Here is a 19,800-nt window from a genome sequence, read left to right as displayed (position 1 = left end):
AACTTTCGACCGTCGTTGACACCGCGGCCGGTGATGCACGAGTGCACACGTCCAAGGCTGCGGTGGTCCGACGAGAGGCGGGCGACGATACCCACGCGAGACGGCGCTGACAGGCCATCGATTCCGTGGATCGACCAGACGAGCGATCTCCGATGGGGGGACCGACGTCAGCGGACCGACCGGGACGGGGAGGTCGGGGGAGGGATGTCCGTGCATCGCTCCAGATACGCGTTCAGGAAGGCGCGACCGGCCGCCCCGCGCAGCTTCTTATGCCGCGTTCCCACAGGGCGGTCGCGCCGATCACCTCGTGTGTGACCCGGAACATCGAACCCACCTGGTCCTGGACGTCGGCGGGGACGGCGTCGAGCAGTTCGACCGGTGCGTTCTCGGTGACCGCGATGACGCCGCGGGCCGCGCGCAGTGCCGGCAGGCGGTCCGCCGGAAGGGTGGCGGTGAACCCGTCGATGATGCCGAGCGGCTCCTCGACGGTGCCACTGAGCGCGGCGACGGCCTGCTCCGGGGGATCGCCGGCGCCGGCGGCCTCCGGGACGATGACCTCCACGGGGTCGGCAGCAGCCTCGGTCGATGCCACCGCCGCCACCGGACCCATCAGCCCCACCGATAGAGCTGCGGTGGTGGCGACAGTCGTGATCCGGCGTACGCGGAGGGCACCGCCGGTCCCGAACCCGTCGAACGCGAGCGTCGGGGTCGTGGCCCGCTCCCTCTTGTTCATCCCCATCAGGGTTCCTTCGTGTCATCCCGCCGGTTGCACCCGAGGGATGCGCACGACCCCACCGCTCGCCACTCCTCGCGCGGCGTCGGTGGGACGATCTGCGCGCACGGCTCCAGGCCGTCCCGGCGGCGGCCCTCACGCAGGGGCCCTGGTGATGGACTCGGCACGACGCGCCGTCCGCTGCATCACGCGCTTTCGGTGGCTGCCATCGACGGCGACGATGGGACCTGGAGCTCCGGCAGCCTCCGAGCGCTCGGCCTCAGCTGCTCCCCGCCGGAACGTCGACCACTCCGAGAAGACCGGGGCCGAAGTGGCTGGCCGACTTCCAGTACCGAGGTCTGTTCACTCCGGCACGTCGCCCCGCCGCTGGCGACACCGGGACAGGTAGCTGTCGAGGAAGGCGCGGCCTGCGGCCCCGTGCGGGCCGCCGTCCCGGGTGACGACGCCGAGTTCCCAGCTGGGTGCACCGGCCAGCGGAACGAGGTCGATGCGGTCGAAGGTCTCCGGATCGACGCACGCCTCTGGGCCGTACGAGATCCCCACGCCTCGTTGCACCATCGACAGGATCGAGTGCCAGTCGGCGACTTCCAGGCCGACGTCGCGGTCGAGTCCCTGCTCCTCGTGCAGGCGATCGAACAGGGCGCGGGCCCACCATCCGCGTGGCAGGTCGATGACGTGCTCCTCCACCAGTTCCCGTGGGTCGAGGTCGCGTGCTCCGGCGAGCCGATGGCCGGCCGGGCAGATGGCCACCAGCGGAGTGGAGTACAGCGTTTGGAACCGCAGCGTGCTGCCAGCCTGCGGAGGCGGTGGGGCGATGGCAAAGTCGGCCTGTCCCTCGGCCACGAGCTGCACCGCCTCGTGCGTTCCGGAGGGGATGACGCGCAATTTCACGCCCGGATGCTCGGCGCGGAACCCACTGATGGTCTGGCTCACGTCGAATGCCCCGGGGAGCGGCACGGTGGCGATGCGCACCGAGCCGCGCAGCAGCCCTCTGACCTCCGCGACGGCGTCGCGCGCTCGGTTGGCCTCGCGCAGCGCTGCGCGGGCGGGGCCGAGGAACGCCCGGCCCGCATCCGTCAGCTCTGCCCCGCGGTGGCCCCGGATGAACAGCTCGGTGCCCAGCTCGCGCTCCAGGGACAGCAGCGACGCCGAGAGGCTGGATTGCACCAGGTACACGCGGGCGGCGGCGCGGGTGAACGAGCCCTCCTCCACGACGGCGAGGAAGTGCTCGAGCTGCCTCAGCTCCACAGCGAGACAGGTCGACGGAGGGTGCCGACCGGAAGCGCCCTTGCCGTCTGTGTCTGCCATCGACCCGCACCATGTGTGACCGGCGGCCGCCGTCGGCCGGCAGACACACCCTCTGCGGGATGCCCGCCAGGAGTGCGTCCGCCGGTCACATGCCGAGGATCGGCGCCCACCGGCCGCTGCGGTATGGACGGCCTGTCACGATCGACTAGGCGGAGCGTCCGTTCCGCGCAGCCGATGGATGAGCTGTTGCTGCGAGCCGACGCGCAGCTTGCGGAACACCGCCGAGAGATGGTTGCGCACCGTGCTCTGGCTGAGGAACAGCGCCTCGGCGATCGCCGGCACGCGGTCGCCGTTCATCAGCCGCATCACGATCTCCAGCTCCCGCCCGGACAACCGGCCCAGCTCAGGATCCGGCGGCAGTTCCGCGGCCATCCGTGATGCGGTGGCCGCCCGCACGACCTCGTCGAACTGCCACAGCGCCTGCTCCATGCCGAGCGCGGACGCCAGCACATCGGCGGCTTCATCGTCGAGCAACGCGAAGGCGAAACTGGGTGAGGGCTCCATCGGCAGCAACAGCAGCAGGCAGCGGCTCGCGCGGAAGCCGAACAGCTGCGGTCGCACCGCGAGACTCGTGCCCCGGCCGGCATCGGAACTGCGAGCCAGCGCCTTCAACAGCGGCCCCACATCAGGCGTATCGACGAGCCTGAACAACGACTGGCCCACCACATCGACCGCTCAATGGCCCAGCAACGCGACGACGTCCGTGCTGACCCGGTCCACCGTCAGATGCGCATCGGTCGAGCCGACGACCGCCTGGGCGGTCGTTCCCTCCGGTCGCGGCAGCGACTCTCCGAGGGCTGGCTGCTCGGGCAGCAGTATCGCGAGCGCGAAGCTGCGTCCCTCTCGTCCGTCCACCACGCGGATCCACACGGTCACCGGGATGTCGCGTGCGCCGCGGCGAATCACGCGCCGCGCCTCGCAGCCGTCTAGGTGGCCGGCCACCACAAGGTCGAGCGCGCCAGTCGGCTCGTCGGCCGCGAAGTCCTCGAAGTTCCGGCCCACCACCGAACCGTCGTCCGGGCACAACAGGCGCTCTGCCGTGCCGCTCGCGGCCACGATCTGCTCGGACGGCACCGCGAGCAGCAACGAGGCAACGGGCAGTTCGTCACCACGTCGAGCACTGCCTGCGGCGGTCGGTCGACGGGCGCGGAGGGCGACGGCCGTCGGCTGCCGGATCGATGCACGACGAACACCTCCCGTGGGACGTCGTCCCGTGCAGCATGGCATCCGTTCCGGATCATCGGTGCATCAGGCCGTCGAAGCGCAGCCCGCAGACGACGGTGAGAGCCGCCGGTGCCGTACCGGCGCCTCGTCGCAGGCCTTCCGAAATCCGGGACGCGTTCGGTCCAGGCGGACACGTCGCTCTGGCCATTCTCTCGTGATCGAGCTATGTGTCTTCGATGGATCCGATCTTCGGCTCTCCACTTCTGGCACTTCGTGTCCCGTGTGCGAATTCCTGGATGTCTCGGTTCATGGCCATCGGCGCATTCGATAGCATCCAACGAAACCGCTCGTTCAATTCAATGCCGTTGCGCGACGAACTCTAAGATGCCCTCGACCGGGGGAGCCATTTCGGATATCGCCGGGAGTTTCTCGTGCACAGCACTCATCTCGTCCCCGTCCCGAGGCGCGGCAGGATGGCCCGCGGGCACCCGGCCGTCCTCTCCGTTGCAGTACTCGATGCACTGCCCTCGCCGACCGTCCTGCTGGATTCCGACGGCATCGTCCTGCTGACCAACCGCGCGTGGGAGGCCGCGGTCGAAATGGTCGACGACGACCGCATCGAGGCGGGTTCCGGGATCGACTACTTCGCCACGGCCCGGCGTGCATGCGGGAATGCCATCGGGCGGAGGATCGTCGCCTCGCTGCGAGCGCTGTCCCGCGGCGAGCGTGAATCAGTGGCCATGGACTACTCGGTGAAGCATCCGATCGGTGCCCGCTGGTACCACCTGCAGGCCTCGCGAGTGGGCGAGGACGGGCAGGTCGTGGTCACCCATACCGATGTGACCGACCGGGTGCAGGCGGAGCAGGTGTCGGTGTGGCGAGCGCGGCACGACGATCTCACCGCTCTGCCGAACCGTGCTGCTCTCCACGAGCTCATCGACGCCGAACTGCAGCGGCCGGACCGACCGCCGGTCACCGTCCTCCTGCTGGATGTCGACGGCTTCAAGGACGTCAACGACTCGCTCGGACATGAGGTGGGTGACGACCTGCTGCGTCAGATCGCCGGGCGGCTGGTCGCTCGGACGCGGTCGGAAGACAGCGTCGGGCGACTCGGTGGGGACGAGTTCGTCGTCGTCTGCCGGAACTGCGACACTGCGGGTGGAGTCGCGCTGGCGGAGCGCTTCCAGGGCATCTTCGACGAGCCGTTCGACCTCGACGGCCGGGCCGCTCGCTTGACCGCGAGCATCGGGGTCGCGACCGCGCGGGGCGGTGCCCCCTCCGGAGCCCGCCCGACCGAGCTGGTTCGAGACGCCGACCTTGCGATGGACGCGGCCAAGCGGCGAGGCCGCAGTCGGCTGCACGTGTTCAGCGGGGACCTCCGGGACGCCGTGCAGCAGAAGGTTCGGGTGGCCGGCGAGCTGCGCGAGGCCATCGAGGCCGACCAGCTCGTCCTCCACTACCAGCCGATCCTGCATCTCCCGACCGGGCGGGTGCACGGCGTCGAGGCGCTGGTCCGCTGGCAGCATCCCGAGCGTGGACTACTGCCACCGGGTGACTTCATCGCCCTGGCCGAGGTCTACGACCTGATCGCCCCGGTCACCCGCTGGGTGCTCTCGGCCGCCACCCGCCAGGCCACGGAGTGGGCGGACCAGGGCCTGCCGCTGCGCGTGAGCGTCAACGTCAGTGCCGCCTCGCTGGCGGCAGGAACGATCGCGGACGACGTCGCCGAGGCTCTTGCCGCGTCGGGTCTCCCGCCGGAACGACTTGTCGTCGAGCTCACCGAGACGACGGTGGCCGAGGATCCGGAGCGCGCGGCGGCGCAGTTCGCTGCCATGCGCCGATCCGGCGTCGAGGTGGCGATCGACGACTTCGGCAGCGGCTTCTCGTCGCTGGGGCAGCTGGTCAACATCCCCGCGGGGATCCTCAAGATCGACCGCAGCCTGGTCGCCGGTGCGGTCGATCGCCGGAGCGAGTCAGCCGCGGCCATCGCCGCCATCGTCGCCCTCGCCAAGGCCTTCGGCATGCGTGCGCTCGCCGAGGGAGTGGAAACCGTCGAACAGCTGGCGCTGACGGCGACGCTGGGCTGCACGTTCGCCCAGGGCTACTACATCGCCCGGCCGATGCCGGCCGGGGACCTGCTGAGCTGGCTGCAGGACCGCAGTGTCATCGGCGTTCGAGACGACGGCGCGGCACGTGCCAGGCGCCTGTGAGGACGGTTCAACTCAGTCGTGCACTCGGATCTGGCCCTCGACCCGATCCTGTCGCGCGTAGTTCTCGATGCGGAGGATCAGCGCGTCGGTCACCTCGGTCCCTCGACTGACGAGCAGGACGCCCTCGGTCGTGTAGACGTCGTCGAAGCCGACCATGCCCGGCGCGAGATCGTCGACGTCGACGGCTCGGGGGCGGAGCCTGGGTGTCCGGGACGTCGTGGGCCGTCACCCGCGCAGCCAGCACCCGCGGGTCGTACGCGCCGGCGTCGGCTCGCAGCGCAGTGATCGTCGCCTGCACCGACGGCCGCTGCGACATGCCGGCGTCGAAGTCGGCCGCCAGCCGGAGGATCCGAGCCGCCAGCGGGAGGTCCTCCCCACGGGGGACGCCGATGCTCGACCCCTCGCCGTCGTAGCGGGCGCGATGCCAGCCGATCGCCTTAGCGATGCCTTCCAGCCGCGGGATGGTGCTCACCAGATCGCGACTGATCGCCGGAATGCGGCCGACCATCTCCGCCTCTTCCTCGGTCAGGGGTCGTCCGGCGTCCAGCTTGGCGAGGACGGTCGGCGGAAGGGTCACGGACCCGAGGTGCGACAGCATCGCCGTCAACTCCAGTTCCCACAGCTCCTTGACCTCCAGGGCCTCGGCGAGCTCGGTGACGGTCCGGGTCACCCGGACCGCGCGACCGAACGCCGCGGGCTGCGCCAAGGACAGCGTGGCGATCAACGCCTCCACCGTGCGGCGCAGGGTCGTGCCGAGCAGTTCCTTCTCGGCGGCCGTGAGGCGGTTGAGCTCGACGGCGTTGCCGAGCTCCTCGAGGAGCACCTCCGGGGGACAGGCCTTGGTGAGGAAGCGGTAGATCGGCCCCCCGTTGACCGCGGTGATCGCGGCCTGGGTGTCGGTCTGGCCGGTCAGCAGGATGCGGACGACGTCCGGGTAGAGGGCGCGGACCCGGGACAGGAAGGATGCACCGTCCATCTGTGGCATCCGCATGTCCGAGACCACGACGGCGACCGGCTCGTTCTGCAGCAGTGCCAGGGCCTCGGCACCGCCGTTGGCGGTGTGCACCGTGAACTTCTTGCGGAGTTGACGCCTCAGTCAGTCCAGGATGGCGACCTCGTCGTCGACGAGGAGAACTGACGCGGAGTCCTCACCCGTCCGGGACGGCAGACCATTCGAGAAATTCACGGGTACTCCTGGTTGTCGGCGTCTGCGCTCGGCGAAACGCAGCCGTCCACTTCTCTCGTCACGGTCAGGTCCGGCTTCAAGCAGAGCAGAGCCGACTTCCGTCGATGGACTCCATCGAGAACGCGCGATCAACCGGGGGAGGGCCGCTGTCGAGACCTTCACTGGCTTCCGAAGGAGGTCCATGTCGGTGATCGCCAGGAGTTCACATGCGTACGAACGACGTCGCTACCCCAGCCATGCCGGAACGTACGGCCGGTGGGCTGGCCACCTGGGCGGCCATGCCGCGCGGTCGCTGGTCCCACGTCCGGGGCAGGATCGATCTCCTGGCCGGTTACGCCATGGCGATGGCCTCGGTGGGAATCTTCCTGATCGTGCCGATGGGCAGCCTCTGGCAGGTGGGTGCATGTGCCGGGCTGCTGTTCGCCTCGGGCCTCCTGTGGGTGGCGAGGGCCACGACCTCGACCGTCTCGATCCGTCTGTGCAGACACCTGGAAGAAGCGGACGAGCGGCTCGCCGCGCAGAGCGACGAACTCGCACGCTACGCGGCCATCCTGTCCTCCACCGAGGACGCCATCGTCACGGTCTCGCTGGACGGACTGATCACCGACTGGAATCCAGCGGCCACGGAGCTGTACGGGTACGCGCGCGATGAGGTGCTGGGGCGGTCGTTCACATCCCTCGACCCGGATGTGGCCGCGACCATCGTCGAGGCGGTGGCCGGGGTGATGGACGGGGTGCCCTGCACGGTCGAGATCGCACATCGGCGCGCGGACGGATCCACTGTGCACACGTCGTTGATCCTGTCCCGGATCTGCGACCCGGACGGTGTGCCCTGCGGGGTCGTGGGGGTCGGGCGGGACATCGGTGCACAGAAGGCTCGCGACGCCGAGTTCCACCAGGAGTCGAAGCTGGAGTCGCTGGGCCGGCTCTCCGCAGGCCTGGCCACGAGATCAACTCGCCCATCCAGTTCGTCGGGGACAACGCCCGCTTCCTCGAGGAGGCCTACCAGGAACTCATCCGCGTGGTCGAGGTCTACCGCGGGCTGCTGGACACCTCGAACCCCATCGGCTGGATGGAGCGGCAGGAACGCGTGCGCCGGGCCGAGGCAGGCATCGACTTCGACTACCTCCAGAAGGAGATCCCCAGCGCCGTCGAACAGACGCTGGAGGGCATCGAGCGGGTGTCCACGATCGTCCGGGCCATGAAGACGTTCAGCCATCCGGGTCTCAAGGAGCAGGTGCCCGCCGACCTCAACGAGGCGCTGGCGGCCACCGTCACCGTGACCCGGCATCAAGTCAGCGAGGTCGCCGATCTGGTGCTGGACCTGGCTGACCTGCCGCTCGTGCGGTGCAACATCGCCGACCTCAACCAGGTGTTCCTGAACCTGATAGTGAACGCCGCGGACGCCATCGGAGAGACAGGACGCCGCGGCGTCATCACGGTGGCCACGGCGCTGGACGGTGCGGAGGTCGTCGTCCGCGTCAGGGACACCGGCGCGGGAATCCCTGATGACGTGCGCCCGAAGATCTTCGATCCGTTCTTCACGACCAAGGACGTCGGTCGGGGCAGTGGACAGGGGCTCCCGCTGGCTCGTGCTGTGGTCCAGGAAGGCCACGGCGGGACGCTGGAGGTGGAGTCCGTGCCCGGTGAGGGAACCACCTTCTCGGTGCGCATTCCCGTCGAGGGTCTGGCGGGGGACGAGGCCGCCGCGGGCCCCTCGCCGGCGGCGGTCGCCTGACGGCGGCGGCAGGCGGCGGCGACGCTCAGCTGCGCGGGGCGAGCTCGTAGAACGGCCCGAGATCGGTCCGGTCGGGGTCGGGCACCTCGTGCAGGATCTTGGGCTCGGTGTGCAGCAGCCGGTGAACGGCGGCCCGAACCTCCTCGGCGTCGAGACCGGTGTGCCGGACGATGTCTCCGAGCCGCGGCGAGACGGCGTCGTGCTCCAACTCGGCGACGGCCCGGTACACCCGGGCGTCGACGCCGGACAGCTCCTCTACGCGCATGCCCTGGATCGTTCCCGTGCCGCCGCGGCTCCGGCATCGGCCGATCGACCGATACACCCGCTGTCGCCGCGCTCCTAGCGTGGAGCGACGCGGGCTGCATCCGTCAGGTACGGGAGCCGACAGCCCACCGGATGGAGAGAGCCGGGGAGGCACCGTGTCATCACCTGTCCCGTCGTGGACCATCGACGCACTCGCCACGACCGACCCTGGGGCGGCTCACCGGTGGCTGGAGTCCTCCTTCCCCGGCTACCGGCCGGAGGAGTCGAACAGCCACCGCGGCTTCAGCTTCCGCAGCCGCCGCGTCCGCATCGGCAGCGGCAGCCTCGCCCGACTCCGCTACTCGCTGAGCGCGGACAACAACGTCCTGCTCTCGGACGTCCTGGTCGTCGTCCAGCCGGACGACGGCGCGATGAAGGTGAGCCTGGGACGCCACGAGGACGCCGTGCTCCCGGAATCTCCCGTGCTGTTGCCGGCACACCAGCCGGTGAGCGTCCTGTGGGCCGACACCGTGGCCGACTTCGTCGCCCTGCCGAGCGCCGACGTCGAGCGGGTCGCCGTCGAGACGACCGGACTCGAAGACGCCGGGCTGCGCTTCACCGGGTTCCGGCCGATGTCCCCGGAGCTGGGCCGGCGCTGGAGCGACACGGTCCGCCGCGTCGTCGACGTCCTCGTGGGGGGTCCGCCGGGCGGGGCCGCCCCGCTGGTCGCCACCGCGATGACCCAGCGACTGGCCCGAGCCGTCCTCGAGACCTTCCCCAGCACGACCCTGGCCAGCCACCGCCGGTTGCCACCCGACCACGCCACGCCGGCCGTCGCGCGGCGGGCCATCGAGCACATCGAGGCCAACGCGCACCGCGGGATGACGCTCACCGAGATCGCCGACTCTGCCGGTATCAGCGCCCGGGGGCTCCAGGCGTGCTTCCTGCGCCACCTGGACACGACACCGACCGCCTATGCCGAACGGGTGCGGATGGCGCGGGCGCACCGAGACCTCCTGGACTCCGACCCCGGGGCACCCGAGGGCGTGCCGACGATCGCGGCGCGTTGGGGCTTCGCCGACCAGAACCACTTCGCCGCCGCCTACCGGGATGCCTACGGCCGCCTCCCCGAGGCGACGCTGCGTGGCTGAACGGCAGCCGGACGTCGGTGGACGCCGTGGGAATACGCCGGCCGGCTTGTCGTGAGGATGGCTTCACGACCAGAGAGCCGTCGGTGACAGCGTCACACGGCAGTGGTCATGGGAGACCGACGTCGCAGGGGCCACCACCGCGTAAAAACCCGTTCCGGAAGACGCGGAGCAGTTCGAATCCGGACGTGTCGACGTTCGGGAACACGCGCTCGGAGAGCCCGTAGGTCAGCAGGGAAGTCACGGCTTCATCGATGTGGCCGGGGCTGATCCTGACCCCGGCAGCGCCGGTGAAGGCACCGCTGAAGATCTGGGCCGCGTACCAGCCGGTGAGGCAGACCGCCGAGCGGGTGGCGGCCTCGTCATCGATCGACAGGCCGAGCTCCGAGCGGGCGGCGAGCGCGTAGGGGACGGAGATGGCGGTGGCGACCGCGAAGTCCCCAGCTGCTGGTACGCGGGCCTCACCAGCTCGGTCTCGTCGTAGTACACCGTCGAGTCGGCCGCGCAGAAGGTGAGATCGAGTTCCTCTGTCCCGCACGGCGGCGGCACGCGGTCGAACGGGCGGATCGCCGGCTCGTCGAACTCCCGGCCGAATCCCCGCAAGAGCACGTCGCGCCAGAACGGAGGCAGCGTGTCGTCGACGATCCGCAGGGTCGCGACGTACGCGGCGTTGCCGCGGTCGGCCAGCTCGTCCTGGTCGAAGGTCTCCGCGGTGGACAGCCGATCGGGACCGAAGTCATCCCGGCAGAAGGTGACGCCGCCGTCGTGGCCCTCGGAGAACGCCGAGACCCGGTCGAAGCAGGAGCCGTGGGCCTGGCTGTTGTCCGGGTCGCTGCCGACGGGGTCACGGAGCAGGAGGTAGCCGCCCAGGACGCCGTCGAGGTCCCGCTCGTCGATCGCCATGTGCCGCGCCTGGCCGTCGTTGACCCAGGCCGCCCTTGCACCGGCGAAGCAGTCGGCCTGCGTCTCGTCCTGGATGCTCCGGCGGGCAGCGACTGCCCGTAGGTGCCGGCGAGATCCTTCAACAGCGCCCGGTCATAGGCGATGGCGTCGCAGCGGGGGTTGTAGAGGGCGTTCCCCGCCACGGCCGCCGGGTCCATCGGATGGTCCGGGCAGCCGATGCCGCTTGGGGGGTACCTGCTCGCGTCGAGGGCGGAGCTGTCGACGGAGAAGTAGCCGCCGGCGAGGGGTCGGAACTGCTTTCCGTAGGAACGCGGAAACGTCTCGGCCCAGTAGGTCTCGCGGTCGGCGATCGCGTTGCGCACCAGCCGATCGGTCGGGGAGTCGGTCGCGCCGATGATGGGCAGCCGCTCGGCGGGTACGTCGACGAGCTGCCGGGGATCGCCGGAGGACGGGTCGGGTCTCGTGCCCGAGCACCCGGCCAGGAATACGACGCCCACCCCGGTCACGGCCAGCGCGCGACGCAGTGGCCGTCTCATCCGGAGGCAGTCCCGACCGGCCGGAGCGGCGGTCCCTGCTGGACGGTCATCGCATGCTCCACCCGCGCCTCCTCGGCCGGTGCAGCCCCGTGGGACCGACCAGCAGGGCCGCACGGCGACGGTGCGGCCATCGACGGCCCACCAGCGCTCAGGCACCGTGCCCACGTCGATCCGTCCATCGGTAGCACTGCCCATCCCGGCAGGAGCACGCCTCCGGGACCGCTCCGGCCCTCTGCCCGCCGCCGCCATCGGCAGAACGACCGATTGCCCTCGTCGAGGGGGGGCGGCCAGCGTGGACGTCACAGAGCGGCTAACCTTCGACGTGGCCACACCGCGCTCGGCGGATCTCCGTTCCCCATCCGGCAGGAGGAACAGCCTGTGACTCTGATGCGATTCGACCCGCTCCGTGAACTCGACCGGCTCGCCGAACAGAGCCTGTCAGCTGGGGCGCGTGCGCTACGCAGCATGCCGATGGAGGCGCTGCGACGCGGCGACGAGTTCATCGTCCATCTCGACGTGCCCGGCGTGCGCCCTGACGACATCGACCTGACGGTCGAGCGCAACGTCGTCAGCATCCGGGTCCGGCGGGTCCCCGCCCGTCAGGAGGGCGACGAGGTGCTCATCGACGAGCGGCCGCACGGCGAGTTCGCCCGGCAACTGCTCCTCGGGGAGAACCTGAACGCCGACCGGCTGACCGCTGATGTGCGGGACGGTGTCCTGACCCTCACGATCCCGGTCAGCGAGGCGAGCAAGCCGCGTCGGGTCGCCCTCGGTTCCGCCGATCGTTCCACCGACGCCCCGAACGTCGCCGCCGCCTCCCCGCCCGCCCAGGAGGCCGTAGCCGCGGGCACCGAGCAGACCCCCGCCAGATAGAGGGAGTGAGTGATGACCTCGTCAGCCCGACACGACGCGGACCCGACCGGCCCGCGAGGGGGCACCGCGGTCGACCCCTGGTCTCCAGGGAGCCCCGGCGCCTCGACCCGCTCGGCCCGCCGGACCGTCGCCTCGTACACCAGCTACGCCGACGCGGAGCGGGCGGTCGACCGGCTGGCCGACCTCGACTTCCCGGTCGAGCGGGTGGCCATCGTCGGCCAGGACATGCAGACCGTCGAACAGGTGACCGGGAAGATGGACTATCCCACCGCCGCCTGGCGGGGTGCGGTGAACGGTGCCGTCCCGGGCGCGCTGCTCGGCTGGATCTTCGGACTCTTCGACTGGGCCGATCCGCTGGTGAGCGCGCTGCTGCTCGCCCTCTACGGACTGCTCATCGGGGCGGTGATCGGAGCGGTCATCGCGATGATCGTCTACGCGCTCCAGGGCGGTCGCCGGGACTTCGCGTCGGTGACCTACATGCGCCCCCTGCGGTTCGAACTTGTCGTCGACGACGAGGTGGCCGACCAGGCTGCCCGGCTGCTCGCAGAGAGGATCTGAGATGGCGCGCGCGGTTGGTATCGATCTCGGGACGACGAACTCGGTCATCGCCGCATGGGAGGGGGGCGAGGCCTCGGTCGTGCCCAACGCGGAGGGCGCCCGCACGACGCCGTCGGTGGTGGCGTTCACGGAGAACGGTGAGCGCCTGGTCGGCCAGTTGGCCCGTCGGCAGGCGATCCTGAACGCCAAGGGCACGATCTACTCGGTCAAGCGGTTCGTGGGCCGCAGGTTCGAGGAGGTCGAGGAGGAGGCCGGGCAGGTCACCTACGACGTGGTGCCCGATGCGAACGGGCTCGCCCGGATCAAGGTGCGGGACAAGCTGCATGCGCCGGAGGAGATCTCTGCGCTGATCTTGCGCAAGCTCGCCGACGACGCCGGACGGCACCTGGGCGAACGCGTCACCGAGGCGGTCATCACCGTTCCGGCCTACTTCAACGACGCGCAGCGAACCGCCACCCGTGACGCGGGGAAGATCGCCGGCCTCGAGGTCCTGCGGATCATCAACGAGCCGACGGCCGCGGCGCTGGCCTACGGGATGGACAAGCGGCAGCACGAGACGGTGCTGGTGTTCGACCTCGGCGGCGGAACGTTCGACGTCAGCGTCCTCGACGTGGGGGACGGCGTGGTCGAGGTGCGGGCCACGGCCGGCGACACCCACCTGGGCGGGGACGACTTCGACCGGCGGATCGTCGACCACCTGGCCGAGGAGTTCCAGAAGGAGAACGGCATCGACCTGCGGAAGGACCCGCAGGCGCTCCAGCGGCTCTACGAGGCCGCCGAGAAGGCGAAGGTCGAGCTCAGCTCGGTCACCCAGACCCAGGTCAACCTGCCCTTCGTCACCGCGGATGCGAACGGGCCCAAGCACCTCACGATGACGCTGATGCGCTCGAAGTTCGACCAGCTCACGGCCGATCTCGTCGAGCGGACCATGGGGCCGGTCCGCCAGGCCATGTCGGACGCCAAGGTCGCCGCCGACGACATCGACGAGGTCATCCTGGTCGGCGGGTCCACCCGCATCCCGGCGGTCCAGGCACTCGTGCGCCGGCTCACCGGTGGCAAGGAACCGAACATGACCGTCAACCCCGACGAGGTCGTCGCGGTCGGCGCCGCGATCCAGGCGGGGGTCCTCAAGGGGGACGTGTCCGACGTCCTGCTGCTCGACGTCACACCCCTGTCGTTGGGGCTGGAGACCATGGGCGGCGTGATGACCAAGATCATCGAACGGAACACGACCATCCCGGTCCGGCGGAGCGAGACGTTCTCCACGGCGGTGGACAACCAGCCCGCCGTCGACGTCGTCGTGCTGCAGGGGGAGCGCGAGCGGGCGGCCGACAACCGGGTGCTCGGCCGGTTCCAGCTCACCGGGATCCGGCCGGCGCCGCGCGGGGAGCCGCAGATCGAGGTCACCTTCGACATCGACGCCAACGGCATCCTCAACGTCACCGCCAGGGACAAGGACACCGGCGCCGAGCAGGGCATCACCATCTCCGAGAGCACCAACCTCGACCAGTCCGAGGTCGAGCGCATGCTGCAGGAGGCGGAGCGCAACCGGACCGCCGACGAGCAGCTGCGCCAGGAGGTGGACGCGCGCAACGCGCTGGACAGCGTCGCTTACCAGGTGGAGCGCCGGCTGGAGGAGCTCGGCGACTCCGCACCTCCGCACGAGCGCGCCCGTGCCGAGATGTTGGTGACCGACGCCAGGCAGGCGGTGGCAGACCAGGCGCCGATGGATCGCGTCCGCGAACTGACCGGGGAGCTGCAGCAGGTGCTGGCAGGGCTGCAGGCGGCCTCGGCCAACTATGCGGCCGATGTGGGTGACGGAACCGGCGGTGCGGCGGCGGCCGCGGACGACGACGTCATCGACGCCGAGTTCGACCGGACCTGAGTCTCCACCGATGGCTGAGCCCGGATCGAAGACGCCGTCCGTCCGGCCGCTGGGTTCTCCGGGTGCCGACCCGGAAGCCGCCGAGGCAGCGGCTCACCGGGAGGGCGAAGTTCCGCGGGAGGGGGCGCTCGCGCCGGCGGAGGACGCGGCGGAAGTGCAACTCCAGCAGGCGCTGGATGTCGCCGAGGACCGCTGGCGGCGCGTCGCCGCCGACCTGGACAACCTGCGCAAGCGATACGCACGGGAGGTGGCGCGCGAGCGGGAGAACGAGCGAGAGCTGGTCGCGTCGGCGTTCCTGCCGGTGCTCGACGCCATCGATCGCGCACTCGAACACGCCGCGGCGGACCCGAGGTCGATCGTCGAGGGCATCCGCGCTCTCCGTGACCAGGCCCTCGCCGTCTTCGCGGGGCTGGGCTACGAACGGGAGGACGAGCGCGGAGTGCCGTTCGACCCGGCGCGGCACGAGGTGGTCGGGGTGGTGGATGCCGACGGCGCCGGCACCCCGCCCGGTTCGGTGGCCGCGGTCGTCCGGCCTGGTTACGGCGCTCCTGGACGTCAGCTCCGGCCGGCGGCCGTCACCGTCGCGCAGCGTCAGGGGAGCTGACCGATGGCGCGTGACTTCTACGAGGTCCTGGGGGTGTCGCGCGACGCAGGCGCCGACGAGATCCAGCAGGCGTACCGGCGGCTGGCGCGGCAGAACCATCCGGACGTCAACAAGGATCCGGGGGCCGAGGAGCGGTTCAAGGAGATCAACGAGGCGTACTCCGCGCTGTCGGACCCGGAGATGCGCAAGCGCTACGACCGGTTCGGGGAGGACTTCCGGCGGGTTCCCGAGGACTGGGAGGAGCGCGTCGGTGCCGGGGCCGCCGGATTCGGTGGTCGGGGCGGGCGGGGCCCCCGCACGAGCTGGACCACGGCAGGCTCCGACGTCGGCGGGGGTTTCCGCGGCGGGGGATTCGGTGGCGGTGGCTTCGACGGCGAGGGCTTCGAGGGCATCGACATCGAGGACCTCCTCGGAGGCATGTTCGGCGGCCGCGGACGCGGCCGGCGCGTGGCTCGCACCGCAGGAGCGGATCAGGAGGCCGAGCTCCCGCTCACCGTGGAGGAGGCCTACCACGGCGGCCGCAAGGAGATCACGCTCAACGGCCCGGACGGCCCGCGCAGCTACACGGTGACGATCCCACCCGGCGTCAACGACGGCCGGCGGATCAGGCTGGCCGGGGAAGGAGGGCGGGGCTTCGGTGACGGCCCCGCCGGAGACCTCTACCTGGTGGTGCGGCTGCTGCCGCACCCGCGCTTCCGCGTGCACGGCCGGAACATCCACGTCGACCTCAAGCTCGCGCCGTGGGAGGCGGCCCTCGGCGCCAGCGTCCCGGTCGCCACGCCGGGCGGGGAGACCAAGGTGACCGTCCCCCCGGGGTCATCGTCCGGACGGCGGCTTCGGCTGCGAGGCCAGGGCATGCCGGACCCGGCCGGTCACCCGGGCGACCTGTTCGCCGAGATCAAGATCATGGTCCCGCCGGAGCTCAGCGACCGTGAACGTGAGCTGTTCTCCGAACTCGCCACGACGTCGACGTTCGATCCGCGCCGCGCCACGACCGCAGAGGGGGGAGGACGCCGATGAGCCCGCAGAGTCCTCCACTTCGGTATCCGTTGGTCCGGAGACCGGCCTCCGCCCTGCTGGACGACGAGGAGTTCGCCCGGCGCTGTGGCGTGCACCCCGAACTGGTGCGCCGGTTCTGGGCGCTGGGACTGATCCGGGCCGCGCGTCACCCCGACGGGTCGCTGTGGTTCAGCCCGGCGCAGGTGGCGGCCGTCGCGCGACTGCAGCGGCTGCACGCCACCCTGCCGCTCAACTACGCCGCCCTCGGACTCGTGTGCGACCTCCTCGACCGGATCACCGACCTCGAGACCGCCCTGCGCGTCCGCGCGCGCACCGAACCCGTACGACGACACATTCCCCAGGAGCCCGCCACCCGACCCGAGCGGAGCCAGCGATGGACCTGAACCGCCTGACCCAGAAGTCCCAGGAGGCGCTCGCCGCCGCGCAGTCCCTGGCGATCGAGCACGGTCACACCGAGGTCGACGTCGAGCACCTGCTCACGGCGCTCCTCGACCAGCCCGACGGCCTCGTCCCGAGGCTGATCTCGGCGATGGGCTCCGATCCTGCGGCCCTGCGCAGGGACATGGCCGCGGAGCTCTCCCGCAAGCCACGGACGACCGGCACGGCCCCTCAACCCGGGCAGGTCTCGCTGACGCAGCGGGTCGCCCAGGTGCTCGAGGCCGCCGACCGCGAAGCAAAGCGCATGAAGGACGAGTACGTCTCGGTCGAGCACCTGCTCGTCGCGCTGGCGGAGACGGGCTCTGCCGCGGGTGCCGGTCGGGTGCTGGCGCGGCACGGCGTCACCCGTGAGGCCTTCCTCTCCGCGCTGACGCAGGTGCGCGGCAACCAGCGGGTCACGTCCGCGACCCCCGAGGGCTCCTACGAGGCGCTCACCAAGTACGGGATCGATCTCGTGGAATCGGCTCGCTCCGGCCGGCTCGACCCGGTGATCGGCCGCGACGCCGAGATCCGGCGCGTGATCCAGATCCTCTCCCGGAAGTCGAAGAACAACCCCGTGCTCCTCGGTGAGCCCGGAGTCGGCAAGACCGCCATCGTGGAGGGGCTGGCCCAGCGGATCCTCAACGGGGACGTGCCCGAGGGCCTGCGCGAACGCACCATCTTCGCCCTGGACATGGGGCTGCTCGTGGCCGGGGCGAAATACCGCGGCGAGTTCGAGGAACGGCTGCAGGCGGTGTTGTCGGAGGTCAAGGCCGCCGAGGGCCGCATCCTGCTGTTCGTCGACGAACTGCACAACGTCGTCGGCGCCGGCGCATCCGAAGGGTCGATGGATGCCGGCAACATGCTCAAGCCGATGCTGGCGCGTGGTGAGCTGCACATGATCGGCGCGACCACGCTCACCGAGTACCGCAAGTACATCGAGAAGGACGCCGCGCTCGAGCGCAGGTTCCAGCCCGTCTTCGTCGACGAGCCCACGGTGGAGGACACGATCTCGATCCTGCGCGGGCTGCGCGAGCGGTTCGAGGTGTTCCACGGCGTCCGGATCCTCGACGGCTCGCTGATCGCGGCGGCGACGCTGAGCCACCGCTACCTCACCGACCGGTTCCTGCCCGACAAGGCCATCGACCTCGTCGACGAGGCGTGCGCCCGGCTGCGCACCGAGATCGACTCGATGCCGGCCGAGCTGGACGAGATCACCCGCAAGGTGATGCGGCTGGAGATCGAGGAGGCCGCACTCGCCCAGGAGGAGGACGCAGCCTCCCGGGCGCGGCTCGACCAGCTCCGCCGTGAGCTGGCCGATCTGCGCGGCGAGGCCGACGCCATGCGCGCCCAGTGGAATGCCGAACGGCAGGCGATCAAGCGGGTCCAGGACCTGCGCGCGGAGCTGGAACAGGTCCGCCACGAGATCCAGGAGGCGGAGCGGGCCTACGACCTCAACCGCGCCGCCGAGCTCCGCTTCAGCCGGCTGGCCGACCTGGAGCGCAGGCTGGAGGTGGAGGAGCGACGGCTCGCGGAGAAGCAGGGGGAGCACAGCCTGCTGCGCGAGGTGGTCACCGCCGAGGAGATCGCCGAGATCGTCTCGGTGTGGACCGGCATCCCCGTCTCGCGGCTCACCGAGGGGGAGCGGGAGAAGCTGCTCCGCCTGGACGAGGTGCTCCACCGGCGCGTGGTCGGCCAGGACGAGGCGGTGCAGGCGGTCGCGGACGCGATCATCCGGGCCCGCTCCGGGGTGAAGGACCCGCGGCGGCCGAGCGGCTCGTTCATCTTCCTCGGCCCGACCGGGGTCGGGAAGACCGAGCTGGCCAAGGCGCTGGCCGAGGCGCTGTTCGACTCCGAGGACAACATCGTCCGGATCGACATGAGCGAGTACCAGGAGCGGCACACCGTGTCGCGGCTGGTCGGTGCCCCGCCCGGCTACGTCGGCTACGAGGAGGGCGGTCAGCTCACCGAGGCGGTGCGTCGCCGTCCGTACGCCGTCGTCCTCTTCGACGAGATCGAGAAGGCGCACCCGGACGTCTTCAACACGCTGCTGCAGGTCCTCGACGACGGCCGGCTCACCGACGCGCAGGGGCGCACCGTCGACTTCCGCAACACCGTCATCATCATGACGTCGAACATCGGCTCGCAGTACCTGCTCGACGGGGTCACCGACGACGGCCAGCTCAAACCAGAGGCACGCGACCTCGTGATGGCCGAGCTGCGGGCGCATTTCCGGCCCGAGTTCCTCAACCGGGTCGACGACACCGTCCTGTTCACGCCGCTCAACCCGCGCGAGATCGAGAACATCGTCGAGCTGATGCTCGCCGACCTCCGCGTCCGCCTCGCCGAGCGCGACATCACGGTGGAGATCACCGAGGAGGCCAAGCGATTCATCGCCCGGGAGGGCTACGACCCGGTCTACGGTGCGCGGCCGCTGCGGCGGTTCATCGCGAAGGAGGTGGAGACCCAGGTCGCCCGGGCGCTGCTGCGTGACGGGGCGATCGAGGGCTCGACCCTGCGGGTCGACGTGGACGGCGACCGGCTGGTCGTCACCCACGAGCCGATCGGAGCGCAGGCGTGAGCGCCCCCGCGACCGCACGGACGAGCGTCGTCACCTGCCCGCACTGCTCGAAGAAGAACCGGGTGCCGACGGTGGCGGACAGCGTCCCGAAGTGCGGCAACTGCCACGAGCGCCTGCCATGGATCGCCGACGCGGGCGACGACGACTTCGCCGAGGTCGCCGAGCGGGCTCCGGTCCCGGTGCTCGTGGATCTGTGGGCGACCTGGTGCGGCCCGTGCCGGATGGTGAGCCCCGCCCTCGAACGGCTGGCCACCGAGCGTGCCGGCGAGCTCAAGCTGGTCAAGGTCGACGTCGACCGGGCACCCCGGCTCTCCCAGCGGTTCGAGGTGCGCGCCGTCCCGACCCTGATGGTGCTGCGGGACGGCGAGGTGCTGGCCCGTCAGCCCGGCGCGGCCCCCGAGCCGGCGTTGCGCAGCTGGCTGGACGGCGCCCTGTCCGGAGGGTCCGCTCGATGACCATCCCGGTAGGTCTCGATCCGCACCTGGCCTTCGTGCGGGAGGACGTCGTGCCGCGCACCCCTCAGGGATGCGAAGAGTGCCTGCGGACCGGCTCTCCGTGGGTCCATCTGCGGCTGTGTCTTACCTGTGGGCACGTCGGCTGCTGCGACCAGTCCCCGGGGAAGCACGCCCGCAAGCACGCCGGCCTGGTCGGCCATCCGATCATCCGGTCGTTCCAGCCGGGCGAGGACTGGCG

The 19,800-nt window shown here is 70.7% G+C and carries 18 protein-coding genes and 2 pseudogenes; 13 read left to right on the top strand and 7 right to left on the bottom strand.

All coding sequences use genetic code 11. The features are described from left to right. Positions 1-232 precede the first annotated feature (232 nt). The 4 genes from A6V29_RS15965 to A6V29_RS15950 all read right to left on the bottom strand — a co-directional run bounded on the left by A6V29_RS15965 (position 233) and on the right by A6V29_RS15950 (position 3,127). On the bottom strand, positions 233-739 hold the full coding sequence (locus A6V29_RS15965) for a hypothetical protein (protein WP_137161226.1): 507 nt from the start codon (positions 737-739) through the stop codon (positions 233-235). Between the two features lie 336 nt (positions 740-1,075). Further along, positions 1,076-1,981 carry a LysR family transcriptional regulator gene (locus A6V29_RS15960; protein ID WP_170977904.1) on the bottom strand — a complete coding sequence of 302 codons (906 nt, stop codon included), beginning with the start codon at positions 1,979-1,981 and terminating at the stop codon, positions 1,076-1,078. 195 nt (positions 1,982-2,176) lie between these two features. Beyond that, the gene (locus A6V29_RS15955; RefSeq protein WP_137161224.1) at positions 2,177-2,704 is read right to left on the bottom strand and encodes a response regulator transcription factor; all 528 of its coding nucleotides are present in this window, start codon (positions 2,702-2,704) and stop codon (positions 2,177-2,179) included. Between the two features lie 12 nt (positions 2,705-2,716). Further along, a complete protein-coding gene (locus A6V29_RS15950; RefSeq protein ID WP_137161223.1) occupies positions 2,717-3,127 on the bottom strand; it encodes a hypothetical protein in 411 nt (136 codons plus the stop codon). Positions 3,128-3,636: 509 nt separating this feature from the next. Between A6V29_RS15950 and A6V29_RS15945 the strand changes: the two genes are divergently transcribed. After that, on the top strand, positions 3,637-5,415 hold the full coding sequence (locus A6V29_RS15945) for a putative bifunctional diguanylate cyclase/phosphodiesterase (RefSeq protein ID WP_249933277.1): 1,779 nt from the start codon (positions 3,637-3,639) through the stop codon (positions 5,413-5,415). A gap of 7 nt (positions 5,416-5,422) precedes the next feature. Here the strand turns inward: A6V29_RS15945 and A6V29_RS15940 are convergent, their stop codons facing one another. Beyond that, positions 5,423-6,511, bottom strand: coding sequence for an HD domain-containing phosphohydrolase (locus tag A6V29_RS15940; protein ID WP_283956369.1), 1,089 nt, complete (start codon positions 6,509-6,511; stop codon positions 5,423-5,425). Between the two features lie 296 nt (positions 6,512-6,807). Between A6V29_RS15940 and A6V29_RS22220 the strand changes: the two are divergent. Beyond that, positions 6,808-7,467: pseudogene (locus A6V29_RS22220) on the top strand (PAS domain-containing protein); the annotation flags it as partial. A gap of 155 nt (positions 7,468-7,622) precedes the next feature. Next, on the top strand, positions 7,623-8,339 hold the full coding sequence (locus A6V29_RS15930; protein WP_137161220.1) for a sensor histidine kinase: 717 nt from the start codon (positions 7,623-7,625) through the stop codon (positions 8,337-8,339). Between the two features lie 25 nt (positions 8,340-8,364). On the opposite strand, the gene A6V29_RS15925 is transcribed toward A6V29_RS15930, so the two are convergent. After that, complete coding sequence (locus A6V29_RS15925; RefSeq protein ID WP_170977902.1) at positions 8,365-8,604, bottom strand: hypothetical protein; 240 nt, start codon at positions 8,602-8,604, stop codon at positions 8,365-8,367. A gap of 154 nt (positions 8,605-8,758) precedes the next feature. Here A6V29_RS15925 and A6V29_RS15920 point away from each other — a divergent pair, with 154 nt between their 5' ends. Continuing rightward, positions 8,759-9,733: a helix-turn-helix transcriptional regulator gene (locus A6V29_RS15920; RefSeq protein WP_170977901.1), complete on the top strand. Its 975-nt coding sequence runs from the start codon at positions 8,759-8,761 to the stop codon at positions 9,731-9,733. A gap of 237 nt (positions 9,734-9,970) precedes the next feature. Here A6V29_RS15920 and A6V29_RS15915 read toward each other — a convergent pair whose 3' ends face one another. Continuing rightward, positions 9,971-10,633: a hypothetical protein gene (locus A6V29_RS15915; RefSeq protein WP_137161217.1), complete on the bottom strand. Its 663-nt coding sequence runs from the start codon at positions 10,631-10,633 to the stop codon at positions 9,971-9,973. A gap of 923 nt (positions 10,634-11,556) precedes the next feature. Here A6V29_RS15915 and A6V29_RS15910 point away from each other — a divergent pair. The 9 genes and pseudogenes from A6V29_RS15910 to A6V29_RS15870 all read left to right on the top strand — a co-directional run. Next, positions 11,557-12,042, top strand: coding sequence for an Hsp20/alpha crystallin family protein (locus A6V29_RS15910; RefSeq protein ID WP_212719478.1), 486 nt, complete (start codon positions 11,557-11,559; stop codon positions 12,040-12,042). Between the two features lie 12 nt (positions 12,043-12,054). Next, the gene (locus A6V29_RS15905; RefSeq protein WP_212719475.1) at positions 12,055-12,600 is read left to right on the top strand and encodes a YflT domain-containing protein; all 546 of its coding nucleotides are present in this window, start codon (positions 12,055-12,057) and stop codon (positions 12,598-12,600) included. A gap of 1 nt (position 12,601) precedes the next feature. After that, on the top strand, positions 12,602-14,485 hold the full coding sequence (dnaK, locus tag A6V29_RS15900) for a molecular chaperone DnaK (protein ID WP_137161215.1): 1,884 nt from the start codon (positions 12,602-12,604) through the stop codon (positions 14,483-14,485). Between the two features lie 10 nt (positions 14,486-14,495). Continuing rightward, positions 14,496-15,089 carry a nucleotide exchange factor GrpE gene (locus tag A6V29_RS15895; RefSeq protein ID WP_137161214.1) on the top strand — a complete coding sequence of 198 codons (594 nt, stop codon included), beginning with the start codon at positions 14,496-14,498 and terminating at the stop codon, positions 15,087-15,089. A 3-nt stretch (positions 15,090-15,092) separates the two neighbouring features. Continuing rightward, positions 15,093-16,109 carry a DnaJ C-terminal domain-containing protein gene (locus A6V29_RS21990; RefSeq protein WP_137161213.1) on the top strand — a complete coding sequence of 339 codons (1,017 nt, stop codon included), beginning with the start codon at positions 15,093-15,095 and terminating at the stop codon, positions 16,107-16,109. Continuing rightward, positions 16,106-16,492 carry a chaperone modulator CbpM gene (locus A6V29_RS15885; RefSeq protein WP_137161212.1) on the top strand — a complete coding sequence of 129 codons (387 nt, stop codon included), beginning with the start codon at positions 16,106-16,108 and terminating at the stop codon, positions 16,490-16,492. Before A6V29_RS21990 ends, A6V29_RS15885 begins: the two co-directional genes overlap by 4 nt. Next, on the top strand, positions 16,483-19,107 hold the full coding sequence (gene clpB, locus A6V29_RS15880; RefSeq protein WP_137161211.1) for an ATP-dependent chaperone ClpB: 2,625 nt from the start codon (positions 16,483-16,485) through the stop codon (positions 19,105-19,107). Before A6V29_RS15885 ends, clpB begins: the two co-directional genes overlap by 10 nt. Further along, positions 19,104-19,562: a thioredoxin gene (gene trxA / locus A6V29_RS15875; RefSeq protein ID WP_137161210.1), complete on the top strand. Its 459-nt coding sequence runs from the start codon at positions 19,104-19,106 to the stop codon at positions 19,560-19,562. Before clpB ends, trxA begins: the two co-directional genes overlap by 4 nt. Beyond that, a pseudogene (locus tag A6V29_RS15870) lies at positions 19,559-19,768 on the top strand (UBP-type zinc finger domain-containing protein); the annotation flags it as partial. The gene trxA and the pseudogene A6V29_RS15870, both read left to right, overlap by 4 nt. Positions 19,769-19,800 lie beyond the last annotated feature (32 nt).

Origin of the sequence: Blastococcus sp. CCUG 61487, assembly GCF_005222955.1 — a bacterium.
Taxonomy (GTDB): Bacteria; Actinomycetota; Actinomycetes; order Mycobacteriales; family Geodermatophilaceae; genus Blastococcus.
The sequence above is the reverse complement of the archived record's forward strand: the minus strand, read 5'-3'. Positions and strand labels throughout refer to the sequence as shown.

Bases quoted from the DNA above. Each gene is read 5' to 3' on its own strand.
- A6V29_RS15965 (WP_137161226.1), bottom strand. From the start codon at position 739: ATGGGGATGAACAAGAGGGAGCGGGCCACGACCCCGACGCTCGCGTTC.
- A6V29_RS15925 (WP_170977902.1), bottom strand. From the start codon at position 8,604: ATGCGCGTAGAGGAGCTGTCCGGCGTCGACGCCCGGGTGTACCGGGCC.
- A6V29_RS15915 (WP_137161217.1), bottom strand. From the start codon at position 10,633: ATGGCGATCGACGAGCGGGACCTCGACGGCGTCCTGGGCGGCTACCTC.
- A6V29_RS15910 (WP_212719478.1), top strand. From the start codon at position 11,557: ATGCGATTCGACCCGCTCCGTGAACTCGACCGGCTCGCCGAACAGAGC.
- A6V29_RS15905 (WP_212719475.1), top strand. From the start codon at position 12,055: ATGACCTCGTCAGCCCGACACGACGCGGACCCGACCGGCCCGCGAGGG.
- dnaK (WP_137161215.1), top strand. From the start codon at position 12,602: ATGGCGCGCGCGGTTGGTATCGATCTCGGGACGACGAACTCGGTCATC.
- A6V29_RS15895 (WP_137161214.1), top strand. From the start codon at position 14,496: ATGGCTGAGCCCGGATCGAAGACGCCGTCCGTCCGGCCGCTGGGTTCT.
- A6V29_RS21990 (WP_137161213.1), top strand. From the start codon at position 15,093: ATGGCGCGTGACTTCTACGAGGTCCTGGGGGTGTCGCGCGACGCAGGC.
- A6V29_RS15885 (WP_137161212.1), top strand. From the start codon at position 16,106: ATGAGCCCGCAGAGTCCTCCACTTCGGTATCCGTTGGTCCGGAGACCG.
- clpB (WP_137161211.1), top strand. From the start codon at position 16,483: ATGGACCTGAACCGCCTGACCCAGAAGTCCCAGGAGGCGCTCGCCGCC.